This is a genomic window from Streptomyces sp. NPDC048483, from assembly GCF_040651455.1.
Classification (GTDB): Bacteria; Actinomycetota; Actinomycetes; order Streptomycetales; family Streptomycetaceae; genus Streptomyces.
Window position 1 is genome coordinate 25,257 of record NZ_JBEZJZ010000015.1, and the last position, 14,885, is coordinate 40,141.

At 68.5% G+C, this 14,885-nt stretch carries 12 protein-coding genes; 7 read left to right on the top strand and 5 right to left on the bottom strand.

Going from position 1 to position 14,885, the window contains the following annotated elements; translation table 11 throughout:
- Window positions 1–82 precede the first annotated feature (82 nt).
- Entirely contained in the window at window positions 83–901 is an 819-nt protein-coding gene (locus AB0D04_RS10930) for an IclR family transcriptional regulator (RefSeq protein WP_362701774.1), read from the bottom strand.
- A 422-nt stretch (window positions 902–1,323) separates the two neighbouring features.
- On the opposite strand from AB0D04_RS10930, the gene hutI reads away from it, so the two are divergent.
- From hutI to AB0D04_RS10945, 3 genes are all read left to right on the top strand, one after another.
- Complete coding sequence (gene hutI, locus AB0D04_RS10935) at window positions 1,324–2,640, top strand: imidazolonepropionase (protein WP_362701775.1); 1,317 nt, start codon at window positions 1,324–1,326, stop codon at window positions 2,638–2,640.
- 155 nt (window positions 2,641–2,795) lie between these two features.
- Entirely contained in the window at window positions 2,796–5,657 is a 2,862-nt protein-coding gene (locus AB0D04_RS10940) for a beta-eliminating lyase-related protein (protein WP_362701777.1), read from the top strand.
- A gap of 148 nt (window positions 5,658–5,805) precedes the next feature.
- Window positions 5,806–6,237 (top strand): tautomerase family protein, encoded by a 432-nt coding sequence (locus AB0D04_RS10945; RefSeq protein WP_362701778.1) that lies wholly within the window; start codon window positions 5,806–5,808, stop codon window positions 6,235–6,237.
- Between the two features lie 7 nt (window positions 6,238–6,244).
- Here the strand turns inward: AB0D04_RS10945 and cynR are convergent, their stop codons facing one another.
- Window positions 6,245–7,192 carry a transcriptional regulator CynR gene (gene cynR, locus AB0D04_RS10950; RefSeq protein ID WP_362701779.1) on the bottom strand — a complete coding sequence of 316 codons (948 nt, stop codon included), beginning with the start codon at window positions 7,190–7,192 and terminating at the stop codon, window positions 6,245–6,247.
- A gap of 159 nt (window positions 7,193–7,351) precedes the next feature.
- Between cynR and AB0D04_RS10955 the strand changes: the two genes are divergently transcribed.
- Together AB0D04_RS10955 and cynS are read left to right on the top strand one after the other, a co-directional pair.
- Window positions 7,352–7,954 carry a carbonic anhydrase gene (locus AB0D04_RS10955; RefSeq protein ID WP_362701780.1) on the top strand — a complete coding sequence of 201 codons (603 nt, stop codon included), beginning with the start codon at window positions 7,352–7,354 and terminating at the stop codon, window positions 7,952–7,954.
- A 71-nt stretch (window positions 7,955–8,025) separates the two neighbouring features.
- On the top strand, window positions 8,026–8,496 hold the full coding sequence (gene cynS / locus AB0D04_RS10960) for a cyanase (protein ID WP_362701781.1): 471 nt from the start codon (window positions 8,026–8,028) through the stop codon (window positions 8,494–8,496).
- 44 nt (window positions 8,497–8,540) lie between these two features.
- Here the strand turns inward: cynS and AB0D04_RS10965 are convergent, their stop codons facing one another.
- Both AB0D04_RS10965 and AB0D04_RS10970 read right to left on the bottom strand, forming a co-directional pair.
- On the bottom strand, window positions 8,541–9,650 hold the full coding sequence (locus AB0D04_RS10965; RefSeq protein ID WP_362701783.1) for a tryptophan 7-halogenase: 1,110 nt from the start codon (window positions 9,648–9,650) through the stop codon (window positions 8,541–8,543).
- A 25-nt stretch (window positions 9,651–9,675) separates the two neighbouring features.
- Window positions 9,676–11,343 carry a LodA/GoxA family CTQ-dependent oxidase gene (locus tag AB0D04_RS10970; RefSeq protein WP_362701785.1) on the bottom strand — a complete coding sequence of 556 codons (1,668 nt, stop codon included), beginning with the start codon at window positions 11,341–11,343 and terminating at the stop codon, window positions 9,676–9,678.
- Between the two features lie 413 nt (window positions 11,344–11,756).
- Between AB0D04_RS10970 and AB0D04_RS10975 the strand changes: the two genes are divergently transcribed.
- Together AB0D04_RS10975 and AB0D04_RS10980 are read left to right on the top strand one after the other, a co-directional pair.
- Window positions 11,757–12,512, top strand: coding sequence for a hypothetical protein (locus AB0D04_RS10975; RefSeq protein ID WP_362701786.1), 756 nt, complete (start codon window positions 11,757–11,759; stop codon window positions 12,510–12,512).
- Window positions 12,513–12,729: 217 nt separating this feature from the next.
- Window positions 12,730–14,301 carry a hypothetical protein gene (locus AB0D04_RS10980; RefSeq protein ID WP_362701788.1) on the top strand — a complete coding sequence of 524 codons (1,572 nt, stop codon included), beginning with the start codon at window positions 12,730–12,732 and terminating at the stop codon, window positions 14,299–14,301.
- A 39-nt stretch (window positions 14,302–14,340) separates the two neighbouring features.
- Here the strand turns inward: AB0D04_RS10980 and AB0D04_RS10985 are convergent, their stop codons facing one another.
- Window positions 14,341–14,883, bottom strand: a complete 543-nt coding sequence (locus AB0D04_RS10985) for a glycoside hydrolase family 25 protein (protein WP_362701789.1) — start codon at window positions 14,881–14,883, stop codon at window positions 14,341–14,343.
- Between the last annotated feature and the right edge of the window lie 2 nt (window positions 14,884–14,885).

Sequence of the window (14,885 nt, forward strand, 5' to 3'; positions counted from 1 at the left end):
GGGAGACGGGGAGACGGGGAGCGCCCGGCCCGGCCGTACCGACGTGGGCGGGGAGCGGGCGTCTGGTGGTCCGCGGTCTCCGTCAGCCGGCCGCTCGCCGGGCGGGGGCACGGCCGGACACCGCGGCCGTCAGCCGCGCCGCGCCCTGTTGCAGCACCTCACGGACATGGTCCGGGTCGTGCCGGCAGTGGTGCCGGTGCCAAGTGCTGCTGAGCGCCGCCACCGGCCGCTCGTTGTGGTCGAAAGCTGCCACGCCGATCGAGCGCAGCCCCTCGGATACCAGCTCGATCTCCTCCGACCAGCCGCGCTCACGGTCCTGCGTCAGCTGGCTCCGCAGCTCGGCCAGCGAGCGCGGGCCCTTGCCGGTACGGGTGATGAGGTCGCCCGGTCGCGGAAACAGCGCCCGTAGCTGCGCCTCCGTGGAATGGGCGAGGATCGCGCAGCCGTTGGCCGTCAGGTGCGCCGGCAGCCGGACACCGATGTCGGTGATGAGAGCAACGTCGGCGTCACCGGACCGCGCCTTGGACGGTCGCTCCTTCAGCAGGTACACCGTCTCCGCGCCGTGCAGGATGCCCAGGTGAACCGTCTGGCCGAGCCGGTTCGCGAGATTGCGCAGGATGGGGCGGGCGCGCCGCTCCAGGGGCTCGTGCCGTAGATAGGCGGAGCCGATCTCGAAGGACGCGACGCCCAGCCCGTACGCCTGCTCCTTCGGGACGTACGTAACGAAGCCGCGATCCACCAGCACAGAGAGGATGTGATAGACGGAGGACCGCGGGATGCCCAGGTCCCGGGCCAGCGCCGCGGCCTGCACCAGACCGGAACGGCCGGCGAGGTGCAGCAGGATGTCCAGCGCCCGGCCGACAGCCGGCGAGGTGCTCGAGATCGTCTCGCGTTCACTCATGGGTCATCCCTGGCAGAGCCGTATATGCAGGAATATACAAGTCGACATTTGATATCCGGCATCCGACATCCGGGGACCGGGATCGGGGATCGGGATCGGGATCGGGGACCGGGATCGGGGATCGGGATCGTCTCAGTCCGTCCCGCAGGGCAGCGCCCGGCACCTGTGCGGCGGCGGGAACGATGGACATGGCGCGAGCGTAGGTCTCGGCCCGGAACCCCGATGCACCCCATCGCCGACGTCTGGGATACGAGACGGATTACCGCCCCCGGGCCTAGCACAAGCGCTCCGACCTGGTGCTTCATGGACCCATGGCAGACATCGCGGCGGGCCCGGCCCGACCGCCGTCATCCCGCAGCGCCGCAGGGACGGGTTCCCACAGCCGTCGCGACGCATCCGCACCACGCCCCGGAGAACCACGCATGGCACCGCAAGATCACAGCGCCGGACCGCAAGATCACAGCGCCGGACCGAACGATGACAGCGCCGGACGGAACGGTGGCACCGCCGGCCCGAATGACGGAATCGCCGGCCCGAACGACGGCACCGGCACCCCGGCGACCGGGACAACCCTCATCACCAACATCGCCACTCTGGTGACCAACGATCCTTCCCTCGGCAACGGCGCCCTCGGACTGATCACCGACGCCGCGCTGGTCATCGACGGCGACGACATCGCCTGGGCCGGCCCCGCCGACCAGGCACCCGCAGCCGACCACCGCTACGACGCACAAGGCCGGGCCGTCATACCGGGCTTCGTCGACTCCCACTCCCACCTGGTCTTCGCCGGTGACCGCACCGAGGAGTTCAACGCCCGTATGTCGGGCCATCCGTACCACGCGGGCGGCATCCGCACCACCGTCGCCGCCACCCGGGCCGCAACCGACGCCGAGTTGCACGCTCGTGTGGACCGCCATCTTCACGAGGCGCTCCGGCAGGGCACCACGACCATGGAAACCAAGTCGGGGTACGGCCTGACCCTCGACGAGGAGGTCCGCGCCCTCGCCATCGCGGCCGACCACACCGACGAGGTGACCTTCCTCGGGGCGCACGTCGTCCCCGAAGAGTTCGCCGACGATCCCGCCGGTTACGTCGACCTCGTCACCGGCCCGATGCTGGAAGCCTGCGCCCCCTACGCCCGCTGGGTGGATGTCTTCTGCGAGCAGGGCGCCTTCGACGGCGACCAGGCCCGCGCCATCCTCGAGGCCGGAGCCGGCCACGGGCTCCTGCCCAGAATCCACGCCAACCAGCTCTCCTACGGCCCCGGCATCCAGCTCGCCGTGGAACTCGGAGCGGCCTCCGCCGACCACTGCACCTACCTCACCGATGCCGACGTCGACGCCCTCGCGCAAGGACGTACCGTCGCCACCCTCCTCCCCGGGGCGGAGTTCTCCACGCGCAGCCCGTATCCCGACGCGCGACGCCTGCTCGACGCGGGCGTCACCGTCGCGCTGTCCCCGGATTGCAACCCCGGATCCTCGTTCACCAGCTCCATGGCGTTCTGCGTGGCGCTGGCCGTACGGGAGATGGGCATGACCCCCGACGAGGCCCTCTGGTCGGCCACGGCCGGCGGCGCGCAGGCGCTGCGCCGCACGGACGTCGGCCGTCTGGCACCCGGGACACGAGCCGATCTCTTCCTCCTGGACGCGCCGTCTCCCGTTCACCTTGCCTATCGCCCCGGGGTGCCGTTGGCCTCTGCCGTCTGGCGGGCGGGCCGACGGGTTGCCGTACGCGCGTGAGCAGCGGGAACCGAGGCGCGACCCCCGTCCCGTACCGCATACCGGCGGACGAGACAGCCGCAGGACGGCTAGCGACCGAAGCCGTAGAAGCCATGGAAGCCGTGGAAGAAGCCGTGGAAGAAGCCGTGGAAGCCAGAGAAAAGGAAGATGCTCAGATGGGTGACAGGGCCGCCAAGGCGGCAACCCGAGCCGCCGACCCGCTGACCACCAGCGTGTACAACAGCGTCCGGCAGCTGCGCGCCGACGCATGGAGCTCGCTGGCGGAACTGACCCGCAGGTCGGCCCTCGCCCCGGGCGCCGACGCGCAACCACAGGCGACGGCCGACCGGCTGGCGGAACTGTTCCGGCTGCTGACACCGATCGAGAACTGCTGGGCCTTTCCCGGCAAGGCCCGTCTCAGCGAGCTCCGCCGGCTCCACCAGGCCGGCGACCGGCACCGGCTGGCGCGGTACACGGACAACCTCAACCGGGCACTGGGCACGGACTCCTACCGAACGGACTCCTCCTACAGAGCAGACTCCTACAGAGCAGACTCCTACAGAGCGGACTCGTACAGAGGGGACTTGTACAGAGCGGACTCCTTCAGAACGGGCTCCTGTGCCGGGAACTCCTCCACCAACGCCTCGCCCCCGTCGGCCAACCCTCAGTACACGGCCGCCGAAGAGCTCCCCGTGAGCGATGCCGCGTCCAAGCCGTACTTCGAGGTCCTGATCGTCGGAGATTTCGAGGAAACCGAAGAGGAAGCGCTGCGCGCACAGTTGCGCAATCAGCGTCGCGCCGATGACGAGTTCCGGTACGACCTCGTCATGGCCCCGAGTTTCGAGGACGCGGTGGTCGCCGCGCTGGTGAACTCCGACGTACAGGCGGTCGTGATCCGCCACCGATTCGGCAACCGCTCACCCCACGACCTGCAGGTGGCGCGGAAATTCTTCGAAGGCACCGCCGCGGAAACCGTCCCCGAAGGGCACCAATTCGAGGAGCGGGCCCAGGCGCTCGGCTCCCGGCTGCTCGAACTACGGCCGGAGCTCGATCTCTATCTGATGACGGAAGGATCGGTGGAGCGGACCGCCGGCGCCCTTGGCCCCGGCTTCACAAGGGTATTCCACGCCCGGGAAGGACTGCTCGACCTTCACCTGTCCATTCTGCACGGTATCGGCGAGCGCTACCGGACGCCGTTCTTCACCGCTCTGCGCGCGCACAGTCAACGGCCGACAGGGGTCTTCCACGCCCTCCCCATTTCCCGCGGCACCTCGGTGGTCACCTCTCACTGGATACCGGAAATGGCCCGCTTCTACGGGCTGAACATCTTCCTCGCCGAGACGTCCGCCACCTCTGGCGGCCTGGATTCGCTACTGGAACCCACCGGCCCGCTACGAGAGGCCCAGGACCTTGCGGCACGGACATTCGGCGCCCGGCAGACGTACTTCGTCACCAATGGCACCTCCACCGCCAACAAGGTCGTCGTCCAGGCCCTTGTCCGTCCGGGCGACATCGTCCTCGTGGATCGCAACTGCCACAAGTCGCACCACTACGGGCTGATGCTCGCCGGCGCCCACGTGGTCTACCTCGACGCCTATCCACTGGATCAGTACGGCATGTACGGCGCCGTGCCGCTGGAGGAAATCAAGCGCAAGCTGCTGATGCTGCGCCGAGAAGGGCTCCTGGACCGCGTCAAGCTTCTCCTCCTCACCAATTGCACCTTCGACGGAATCGTCTATCACCCTGCCCACGTCATGCAGGAATGCCTGGCGCTCAAGCCGGATCTGGCGTTCCTATGGGACGAGGCATGGTTTGCCTTCGCACGCTTCCACCCCGTCTACCGCAGCCGCACCGCGATGGCCGCAGCGCGCGAACTGACCGACCGCTATCGTGATCCGCTCTACGCCGACCGGTACGCCGCACACCGGCAGCAACTCGGGGCGGATCCGGACGACGAGACGCTGCTCAGCCACCAACTGATGCCGGATCCGGAGAAGGTCCGCATCCGCGTGTACGCCACCCAGTCCACGCACAAGACCCTGACGTCGCTGCGCCAGGGCTCGATGATCCACGTCTTCGATCAGGATTTCCGGCACAAGGCGGCGGAGACATTCCGCGAGGCGTATATGACCCATACGTCGACGTCCCCCAATTACCAGATACTCGCTTCCCTCGACCTCGGTCGCCGCCAGGGTGCGCTGGAAGGATTCGAGCTGGTGCAGAAACAGCTCGAACAGGCCGGCGTTCTGCGGGATGCCATCGACCAACACCCGCTTCTGAGCCGTTACTTGCGCTTCCTGACGACCCCCGAGCTGATACCGCCACAGTTCCGTTCCTCCGGAGTGGACCAACCGCTGCGCACCGGGCTGTCGGGAATGGCGGCCGCCTGGGAGGAGGACGAGTTCGTCCTCGACCCGAGTCGGGCGACACTGCACATCGGCCTCACAGGAATCGACGGAGACACCTTCAAGCACGAGTACCTCATGGACCGTTACGGCGTTCAGGTCAACAAGACCACGCGCAATACGCTGCTGTTCATGACCACCATCGGAACCACGCGCAGCGCGGTCGCCTACCTCATCGAGGTGCTGGTCAAAATCGTCGAGGGCGTGGCGGAAAGCGCCGAGGAGATGAGTCTCCCCGAACGCGCCCTGCACCATCGGCGTACCGCCGCCCTCAATGGCAGATCCGCCGCGCTGCCGGACTTCAGCGCGTTCCACGCCGGATTCCGTCCGAGCGCTCATACGCCCGAGGGAGATCTGCGCAAGGCATTCTTCCTGGCGTATGACGACACCCAGTGCGAGTATCTGCCCGCGGAGGAAGTCATCGAACTCATCGCAGACGGCCGCGAAGTCGTCTCGGCCACGTTCGTCACGCCGTACCCTCCCGGCTTTCCCGTACTCGTGCCGGGCCAGGTCATCAACGAAGCGGTGCTGCATTACATGGGGGCACTCGACACCCGCGAGATTCACGGATACCGGCCGGAAACCGGCTATCGGGTCTTCACCGAATCCGCGTTGAAGGAGCTGGCCGGGTAGCCGCTCGCGGGTGGATCCGGTCGCGGTGCCGGCCCGCGCTCCGTACGACGCCGGAGCGCTGTACCAACTAGTATGTACAATCGTGGCCCTTGGGGCGGCGGCTCGACGTCCGCCGTCAATCCAACCGCCCGGAAAGGGAACCGCTGACATGCCTTTCGTCCGCATAGACGCGTGGGGGACCGACAGCGATCGCCTCGACGCACTGGGCCGAGCCGTGCACGACGCCATGGTGGAGACGATCGGCATCCCGCCCGACGACCGGTTCCAGGTCCTGGTCGGTCACGACGGCACCAGCAGCACGCTGCGCTATGACGACTACCTCGGTGTGCACCGCGACAGCGGCATCGTGTACGTCGCGATCACGATGCGCTCCGGGCGCACGCCCGCACAGAAGCAGGCCCTGTACCGGCGGATCGCAGAGCTCGCCCACGAGTACGCGAGCACCGAGCCGCGGAACATGTTCGTCACCCTGACCGAAAACGAGTCGATCGACTGGTCACTGGGCGACGGGGTGGCGCAGTACGCCCTTCCTCCCGACGCGGCCGACCAGCGGCGCGGCGATCGTCGCCGCCGTGTGTGAGGGGGCGTCAGGCGGCGGGAGCGTAGCCGCGCGCGCGGACGAGGTGCTGGGTGAGGCGGGTGAAGGCGCGGGCGGCGGCGCTCTGGTAGGCGCTTTCGCGCCGTAGGAGGGCGACGGTGCGCTGCGGGAGGGGCGGTTCGAGGGGGATGGGGCGGAGGTGGGGGTGGTCGTGGGTGACGGCGTCGGGCAGGACGGTGGCCAGCGGGGTGCGCTGGACGATTTCGGTGAGGGCCTGAAGGGAGTTGGCTTCCACCGCGATGCGGGGGCTGACGCGCTCCTGGGCGAGATAGGCGTCAATGTGACTACGGGTGGCGAAGTCGCCGCTGAGTAGGGCGAGTTGGCGCTGTGCGAGGGCTTGGACGGGCAGCGGCTGGTCGCGGTCGGCGCCCTGTTGGTGGTCGTGGTCGTGGTCGTGGTCGGCGTTGTGTCGCCGGGTGCCGGTGACGAGGCCGAGGGTTTCGGTGAACAGGGCGGTCGCGGCGATGCCGGGCAGGTGGGGGCCGTGGAACGCGATGCCGAGGTCGAGGTCGTCGGCCAGCAGGGCCGACTCGATGCGGTCCTGTGCCATCTCCCGGACGTCCAGGGTGACGCCGGGGTGCCGACTGTGCAGTTCGGCGATCAAGGGGCCGACCAGGTAGGCGGTGAAGGTCGGGGTCACCGCCAGGCGCAGGCTGCCCCGTGAGAGGTCCTGGACATCGGCGACGGCCCGTTCGGCGGCGGCCAGGTCACGCAGAGCGCGGCGGGCGTAGTGCACATAGGTCTCGCCGGCGTCCGTGAGCCGTACGGCGCGGCCGGTACGGTCCAGCAGCTGCACCCCCACACCGCGCTCCAGCTGCTTGATCTGCTGGGACAGCGTGGGCTGGGAGATCCGCAGGTCTTCGGCGGCACGGGTGAAGCTGCCGTGTTCGGCGACGGCAAGCAGATAGCGCAGATGACGCAGTTCCAGAGCGGCCATGGGTCCAACTATAGATGCCATCGATAGGAATCATGGATATTACGTCTTGGACGCTATAGGTACAGGTCATGCATGGTGGAGCCAGTCAACCCGTCCACACGGTTGCTGGTCGGCTTCACGGGCCGACCCCCATCGAAGGGAGTGGTGAGAGTGGTGGCCATGAAAGACCTCGCTGAAGGTGTCCAGCGCTTTCAGCGGGAGGTCTTCCCCGCCAAGGCGGAACTCTTCGTTCACCTCGCCGACAACCACCGGCCGACGACACTGTTCATCGGCTGCTCCGACGCCCGCGTAGTGCCGGAGCTGATCTGCGGCAGCGAACCGGGTGAGCTGTTCGTCGTCCGTACCGCCGGGAACCTCGTCCCCGCCCACACCCCCGGCGCCGACGGGATCGCGGCGAGCATCGAGTACGCCGTCGCCGTACTGGGCGTATCCGACATCGTGGTCTGCGGGCACTCCGCCTGTGGCGCGATGTCCGCCCTGGCCGAGGGCCACGACCTGACGGCCGCACCCGCGGTGGCCGACTGGCTGCGGCACGCGGACGCCTCCCAGGCCCGCGCCGGCAGCACCCACCCCGGCGAGGTGGCGGCGCTCGTCCGCCAGAACGTGCTCGCGCAGCTGGCAAACCTGGTCACTCACCCCTCGGTCGCCCGCGCCCTCGCGACGCACACCCTCACGCTGCACGGCTGGGTCTACGACATCGCCACCGGCACCGTCGAAGAACTCGACCCCGCAACCGGCCGCGGTACCCCTCTCACGGCCTGACCTGCACCCCAAAGAACCTGCCGCTCCCGCCCCTGGCAGTGGACCGGCACACACGAGACAAGGAAGCCCCCATGATGCACGCCCAGTTCGACCCCGCCGCCCGCCAGGCCCTGGCCATCGCCGCCGTCGAGGCCAAGACCCGCAAGGACGTTTCCTGGCAGCAGATCGCCGATGCCGCCGGACTGTCGGTCGCGTTCGTCACCGCCGCCGTCCTCGGCCAGCACGCCCTGCCGGATGAGGCCGCGAAGGCCGTCGCCGCACTCCTGGGCCTGGACGACGACGCGGTGATGCTGCTGCAGACCATTCCGACCCGCGGCTCGATCCCGGGCGGTATCCCGACCGACCCGACGATCTACCGCTTCCACGAGATGCTTCAGGTCTACGGGACCACGCTCAAGGCGCTGGTCCACGAGCAGTTCGGCGACGGCATCATCAGCGCGATCAACTTCAAGCTGGACGTAAAGAAGGTCGCCGACCCGGAGGGCGGCGAGCGCGCCGTCATCACCCTGGACGGCAAGTACCTGCCCACCAAGCCCTTCTGACCCGACCGGCCCCGAAGCCCGGGGCGGGCCGGCGGCCCGGCGCACTACCGGCGACGGCGCCAGAACGGTGTGTCCCAGCGTTGTTCGCGTCGGTACTGAGCGGCCTTGGCACGCAGATACTCGGCGTGGACCGCCGCGATGCGCCGAGCGTAGGCAGGGAGGGCTCCGGTGTCACCGGCCCGGTCGGCGAGGATCGCACGCGCGGCGGCCAGGCCGGTGGCCAGGGCGGTGACGATCCCCCGGGCGGCCAGGGGATCGGTCGCGGTGGCCGCGTCGCCGACTGCTGCCCAGCCCGGTCCGGCCGCAGGACCGGTACGGGCGGAGCCGGCGGCCAGCACCCGCAGCCGCTGGGGTGGGTCCTCCCAATCGGAGATGCGGTCCTGGAGGTGACCGGTGCGCCGCGCCTGGGCCCACCACACGCCCGGATGGAGCAGGTGCAAGCCCGTAAGGAGGTCGGCGTCGGTCATGGCCATCACCACCCGTCCACCGCCGGGCAGCGGGGCGGTGTACCACCACCCCCAGCGAGTGGACTCCACCAGTGACACGCGTTCCGGCGCGGCCGTCCCCGTCCCCGGCGGCGGCAACTGCCCGGCGACCGCGATCAGATGGTCCGAGCGGATCGATGCCGCTCCGACCAGGCGGGCCGGCCGCGCCGACCGGCCCGTGGCGTCGACGAGATAGCCGGCCCGCAGCACGCTGCCGTCACTTGTGGTGATCTGCCAGTGGTCCTGCTGCCACCGGGCGCCGCGGACGCGCCCGGTGTGCCGGCAGACGCCTCCGGCCAGGGCCGCCTCCAGGAGGGCGGCGTCGAACCGGGCCCTGTCCAGGTGCCGGCCCTCGCCGTACGGCCCGAACGGAAAGTCCGCCGCGGTGAGCGCATCCCGGCCCCAGGCGGCGTGGTTGCCGTAGCAGGGAGCGTGCTCATCGGCGGCGAGACGGTCGAGCACTCCGAGTCGTTCGAGCAGGGGGCGGGCGGCGGGAGAAAGGCTCTCGCCGATCCGCCAGCCGGGAGAGCCCACCGGGGCAACGAGGGCGACCTGTGCCCCGGCCCGGACGAGGGGCAGCGCGGCCGCGCACCCGGCGGGGCCGCCACCGGCGATGAGAACGTCGCAGCGCTCGCCCCTTGCGCCGCCGCTCGACCCGTCGCTGCGCACGGCGCCGTTCCTGGCCACGGTCTGCCTACCCGGGTTCGGGAGCGGTCCGCTCCGTCTCCACCAGGACCTCATGGCCGTCCGGACCCGGCCGGGCGACGACGAACCCGAGAGTGCTCCACTTCTCGACCATCTCGTTCATCCCCGCATGCGGGTGCTCACCCTCGCCGACACCGCGGTCCCATTCCCGGAATGCCTCGGTCGCGACCTGAAGGAGCGCGTCGTGCTCCGGTTCGGGAAGGACCTCATCGGGCCGGGCCGCCGGCCACCAGTGGTTCTTGCACGCGTAGAAGTCGGCCTGCCAGGGCAGGGCCATGTACTTGGTGATGTCTCCGGCGACCAGATCCTCGCGCAGCCGGAAGGGCGCGGCCCAGGTGGCCGGGTTATCGGCGATGTATGTCATCTCGATGCCCGGGAAGAATCCCCCGCCATTGCCCGTCTCCAGCGCAGCCCGTACGAGGGCGTGTGGCTGGTCTGCCGGCGCGAGAGCCGCGAAGGGGACGGGGGCGGGCACGCCTGTCCAGTCGGCCAGGAAGTCGCCGACGGCCCAGCGGCGCATCCGCTCGTACTGGCCGGGCAGCAGCGACAGCCAGGTCCGCGGCTCGCCGATCGTCCGATGGCCGTCCTCGCCGTCGGAATCGCCGACCGGATCGCCGCCGTCGCCGGCGAGGACGGGCATGAACTGGCTGTTGGCCTGGTCGATGTCCATCAGGCCGGGTGACGGCCTCCGCAGCTTGTCGAAGACGGCGTTGCGGTGCCTGGCATGCGCATCGTCGTTCGAGGACAGTTCGGCGAGACGGGCCGGGGCAAGGAAGTTCCGCCCGACGCCGTGCCTTCTGCGCGCTCCCTTGTTGACCCATCCGAATCCGACCGGCCGGGCGAGCAACGGGTAGATGTCGCGGGTGAAGGAGACCTTCGACGCCACGGGCAGCCTGCCCGACGCGCGGGCGACCTCCACGGCGACGTCGTACAGGGTGATCAGGCTTGGCGTGTCGGGCGCGTAATCGGGCGGCGCCACCAGGCACCACGCCGGAGTCACCGGCACCTGGCGCATCTGCGGGCCCAGGCCCACGGTCGCGCTGACCGGACCGTCGGAGATGTCGTCGAACCAGAAGTCATTGTTGGCGTAGTGGGCGATCGGGTTGTTCGGCTTGACCGAAGCGGACTTTCCGAAGCCGCCGAGGACGAGGAGCCGGCCGACGTCGTCGGTGCGCAGTTCACCGAGCGGTACGGGGCTGCCCAGGAAGGTCCCGGTGTCGAACCGGGCATCCGTGCCGTCCTGCGATGGACCGGTCACGCTGCGGGGGCCCGGCTGGATGGCCAGGCGTGCGCGCGCGGTGGGATCGGTCGGATCGACGTCCTGGTTACGGCGGTTGGCGTCCGCGGTGGACTCCTTGAAGCGCCCGGTGAAGGTGAACCACTCGCCCTTGGTGTTGGCCAGTTCAGCGGTCCAGGTGAGCTGCGCGTCGGCCGAGGTGAGCTCGCCCAGGACAGTACCGGCCTGGTCATAGGCGTACACGCGGAATCTGGCGGCCTGGCGTTTGATCCGCCCTGCGGTGTCCTTGAAGCCGCCGTCGGGTCGCGGCGGGATGCCGGGAGCCTCCGGACCGATGAAGAAACCGTCGGGGCTGTTGCCCAGCCGGGCGATGCCGATCGTGGGATGGATCTCGCAGCGGACGACGTCATCGAGATTCATGGCTGCTCCCGACAAGAGGGACTCCTGGTTAAGAGGGACTCCCGGCAAGAGGACTGATGTCGATGTTCAGCGGAGGGGAGGGAGCCAGCAGCGGAATTCAGAGCCACATCAAGGCTTGCACAGGGCCTGATTGATCGCATGCAAGATCGAGTCACGCCCGCCGGGCCCCCGCCGTATGGGCACACTGGTTCGAGATGCAGGGCACCCAGGCCGGTCCCATGCTGGAAGCAGGGGTGAAGCCCCGGCAGGGCACGCCCGTTGACCTGGCCGTGGTCGTCCCACCACGACGGTCGGATCCTTGTCCGCGCACTTGCGCCGGGGCCGGTTCGACAGCCGGGCCCACAGGTCGACAGCAGTCCCTTGCGGGTCCGGGCGAAGGGCGGCAAGCGATGCACATGGATCACACAGGGCACATGGACATGAGCCATTCCGGACACGCGGCCGGTACCGGGCCTTCCTCGGCCGACCCACCCAGTCGCCACGGCATGGCGGTGGTGGGAGACGGCACCCCCTTCCTGTCCCACCTGCCGATGCCGCACAGTCCGCACCACTACCAGGCCGTCATACAGGGATCCTTCGGTTCCTTTGACCGGGTGTATCAGGACGACCGCAAGGCGCACCCGGAATCCCGGCTCTATACGTTCAATCCCGAGCCGTTCGTGCTCCCCGAGCTCTTCCCCGGGCCGGCCGGCCAACCGCCCGCCCGCACGTCATTCACCGGGAGTCTCGTCCGCAACCACTTCGAAGAGCCGCCCGCCCATCCCGAGACATCCGTCGAAATCGCCACTGACGTCGTGGTGGACGTCCGCAACGTCGTCTTTCACCACAGGTTCGACCCGCAGACCGAACCGCTCGAGACCCTGACGTACATCCTCTTCGGTCAGGGGCCGGAGCGGCTGTTGGCACACCGGATCATCGGGCCCTTCGTGGACACGCGCCACCAGGAGTTCGATCACCTGCTGTCGGCCGACATCCAGGGTGTTCAGGTCTCCGACGAGCAGCTGCGCCGGGGAGTCGAGGTCACCGTCACCGGCCGCCCCAACGAGCCCGACGCGAAGCTGAAGGAACGGGACAAGGCGGCCGCTGTCGCTGCGGTGAACGGTCAGTCCGTACCGGTGGAGATCGACGTCAAGACCGACATGTATTTCGAGACCGCCGACTTTCAGTGACGCGGCCGCACCGTATCGGCAGGGGCATCGGGGGCATCGGCGGGCATCGGGCGGCATCGGCGGGGTCGTCACCGGACCATGGACAGAGGTGCCCCGTCCGGCCCCGGGCGGCTGGCGCCTCTCCGGTTTCTGCCGCAGCCTGGCCTGGTCAGCGATGGACCGCGATTGACGGTGCGCCGGCCCCACCAACCGGACGCGGACCGGAAGGGTGCCCCCTATGTCGGAGCGATCGCCCATCATCTATCTGCGCGGGTATGCCGGTCCGCCGAGTGGCGTGGACAAACAGGTCGACGACCCGTTCTATGGGCTCAACAGCGGCGCCACCCACATTCGTGTGGGTGGGGAGGGAACCCCGCGCTTTTACCAGTTCGAGGGCCCTTTGCTGCGGCTGATGAATGACGAGGACTACCAGCTCCTGGTGCGCGGTGACCAGCAGGCCTATCTCCACTCACAGGCCGACGGCGAGGTGCCGCACGCGTCCATCTGGGTGCACCGTTTCTATGATTACGCCGCTTCCACCTTCGGTACCTCCGTGACGCAGGCTCCGGAGGAATTCGACCTCGAGAAGGCGGCGGAGCGGCTGTACGACTTCGTCCAGCTCGTCCGTCGGAAGACCGGCGCCCCCAGGGTGCATTTGGTCGCGCATTCCATGGGTGGTCTGCTCGCACGCTGCATGATCCAGAAGGTGTCCCGCACCGCCGATCCGAGCACGGGTGAACCACGGATCCCGGGCAGCGAGCTGGTGGACAAGTTCTTCACCTACGGCACCCCGCACGGCGGTATCGCCTTCGACATCGGCGGCGGCCTCGTCGACTGGGCGATGGAGACCTTCGGGCCCGGTGGATCGGAAATCTTCGCCCCCGACCGCATGTACGTCTATCTGACACCCGGGGCGTCCGACGGCGACGATCCCCCACCCGACTGGCGGCCCCACGACATTCCGGCCGAGGCCTTCGATGTGCGACGGATCTTCTGCCTCGTCGGCACCAATGCGGCCGACTACGGACTCGTGGAGAAGGCGGTCGGACCACGCAGTGACGGGCTCGTCCATATCGACAACGCCTATGTGCGCAACGCGCACCGGGCCTTCGTCCACCGCTCCCACTCGGGCCGCTACGGATTGGTGAATTCCGAAGAGGGCTATCAGAACCTGCGCCGTTTCCTCTTCGGGACCTACCACGTTCGCGCCGACCTGCGCGGCCTCGAGCTGCCCGAGCAGCGCCCCGGCGAATCATGGGTCTGGCAGTCGGATGTGCGGCTGGCCGTCCGGGGCCTGCCGACCGTCATGCATGAACAACGTGCGTCCCATTACTGCCCCGTCCAGCTGAATCAGGAAGTCGCCCAGCACGGCGGCACGGATGGTGACGCCGGCCCTGTTCCCCTGGCCACCGCATTCCTCCTCGACCCGATGCGGGTCCGCGGTTTCCGGGAGGGCCGGCCGCCGCTCCGTTCCCGCTACACGCTGGCATTGCGCGTATTCCATCTCGTCGAGAGACGCGGCCGGTTCTTCTGGGACGACCATCTCGAGCAGGTGGCCGATTGGGAAGACACGCTCATCGTTGACGTCGGCCGGCATGACCATGAATCGGATACGGGTCTGCACATGTGGACCGCGTGGAACTCGGGCGTCCCGGGCAGCATCGACGCCATGGATCCGATCGTCGAGGAGCCCTACCGATTGGCCGAGGACGTCGAGGGCCTGCACGCCGAGATCCCGCTTCCGGAGGTGGTCCGGCCCATTCTTGGCCCCGAGGCCTGTCTCCGTCTCACCGTCAGCCGTTTCGGGTGAAACGAGCGAGGAGGAACGACGTGACGAGGAGGGACGGGGTCAGGACCAACTGTGCAGTGCCGCCTTGTCCTTGAAGTTCCCGAGGTTTGTGTCGATCGGACGATCGGTGTACTGGTGGAACAGCCAAGGATGTCGGATGTCGGGCCGACCAGGCCTGCCGTTGTATTCGGCGATCCACAGGCCGTCCCCGGAGAACGATGTGGTGTCACGGTGCAGCCAGTAGTCCCGATTGCAGTAAAGGATCACCTTGTGGCCCGGAGCGCGCTGCCGCACTTGCTTGAGCCAGCTGTCCTTCCAAGCATTCGAAACGCCCGCGTCCTCCCAGTCGAGGGCGAGAATGTCCCCGGCTGCCAGCTTGATTTTGGAGAGGAAGTAGTCCACCTGGCGTTCAACGGGGCCGGGCCGGGCGAAATGATAGAACCCGGTCACCAGCCCGGCTTCCCGCGCGGTCTTTCGCTGATGGACCCACTTGGGGTTCGTGTAGGTGGTTCCCTCCGTGATTTTGATGAACACGAAGGCGCAGCCGACCGTGTTGTATTTCTCCGCCTGGTAGGACGAAACATCGATCCCTTTGACGCTCATGG

Excerpts from the sequence above, each read along its gene's own strand:
- AB0D04_RS10930 (WP_362701774.1), bottom strand. The coding sequence starts at position 901 with ATGAGTGAACGCGAGACGATCTCGAGCACCTCGCCGGCTGTCGGCCGG.
- hutI (WP_362701775.1), top strand. The coding sequence starts at position 1,324 with ATGGCACCGCAAGATCACAGCGCCGGACCGCAAGATCACAGCGCCGGA.
- AB0D04_RS10940 (WP_362701777.1), top strand. The coding sequence starts at position 2,796 with ATGGGTGACAGGGCCGCCAAGGCGGCAACCCGAGCCGCCGACCCGCTG.
- AB0D04_RS10945 (WP_362701778.1), top strand. The coding sequence starts at position 5,806 with ATGCCTTTCGTCCGCATAGACGCGTGGGGGACCGACAGCGATCGCCTC.
- cynR (WP_362701779.1), bottom strand. The coding sequence starts at position 7,192 with ATGGCCGCTCTGGAACTGCGTCATCTGCGCTATCTGCTTGCCGTCGCC.
- AB0D04_RS10955 (WP_362701780.1), top strand. The coding sequence starts at position 7,352 with ATGAAAGACCTCGCTGAAGGTGTCCAGCGCTTTCAGCGGGAGGTCTTC.
- cynS (WP_362701781.1), top strand. The coding sequence starts at position 8,026 with ATGATGCACGCCCAGTTCGACCCCGCCGCCCGCCAGGCCCTGGCCATC.
- AB0D04_RS10970 (WP_362701785.1), bottom strand. The coding sequence starts at position 11,343 with ATGAATCTCGATGACGTCGTCCGCTGCGAGATCCATCCCACGATCGGC.
- AB0D04_RS10975 (WP_362701786.1), top strand. The coding sequence starts at position 11,757 with ATGGACATGAGCCATTCCGGACACGCGGCCGGTACCGGGCCTTCCTCG.
- AB0D04_RS10980 (WP_362701788.1), top strand. The coding sequence starts at position 12,730 with ATGTCGGAGCGATCGCCCATCATCTATCTGCGCGGGTATGCCGGTCCG.
- AB0D04_RS10985 (WP_362701789.1), bottom strand. The coding sequence starts at position 14,883 with ATGAGCGTCAAAGGGATCGATGTTTCGTCCTACCAGGCGGAGAAATAC.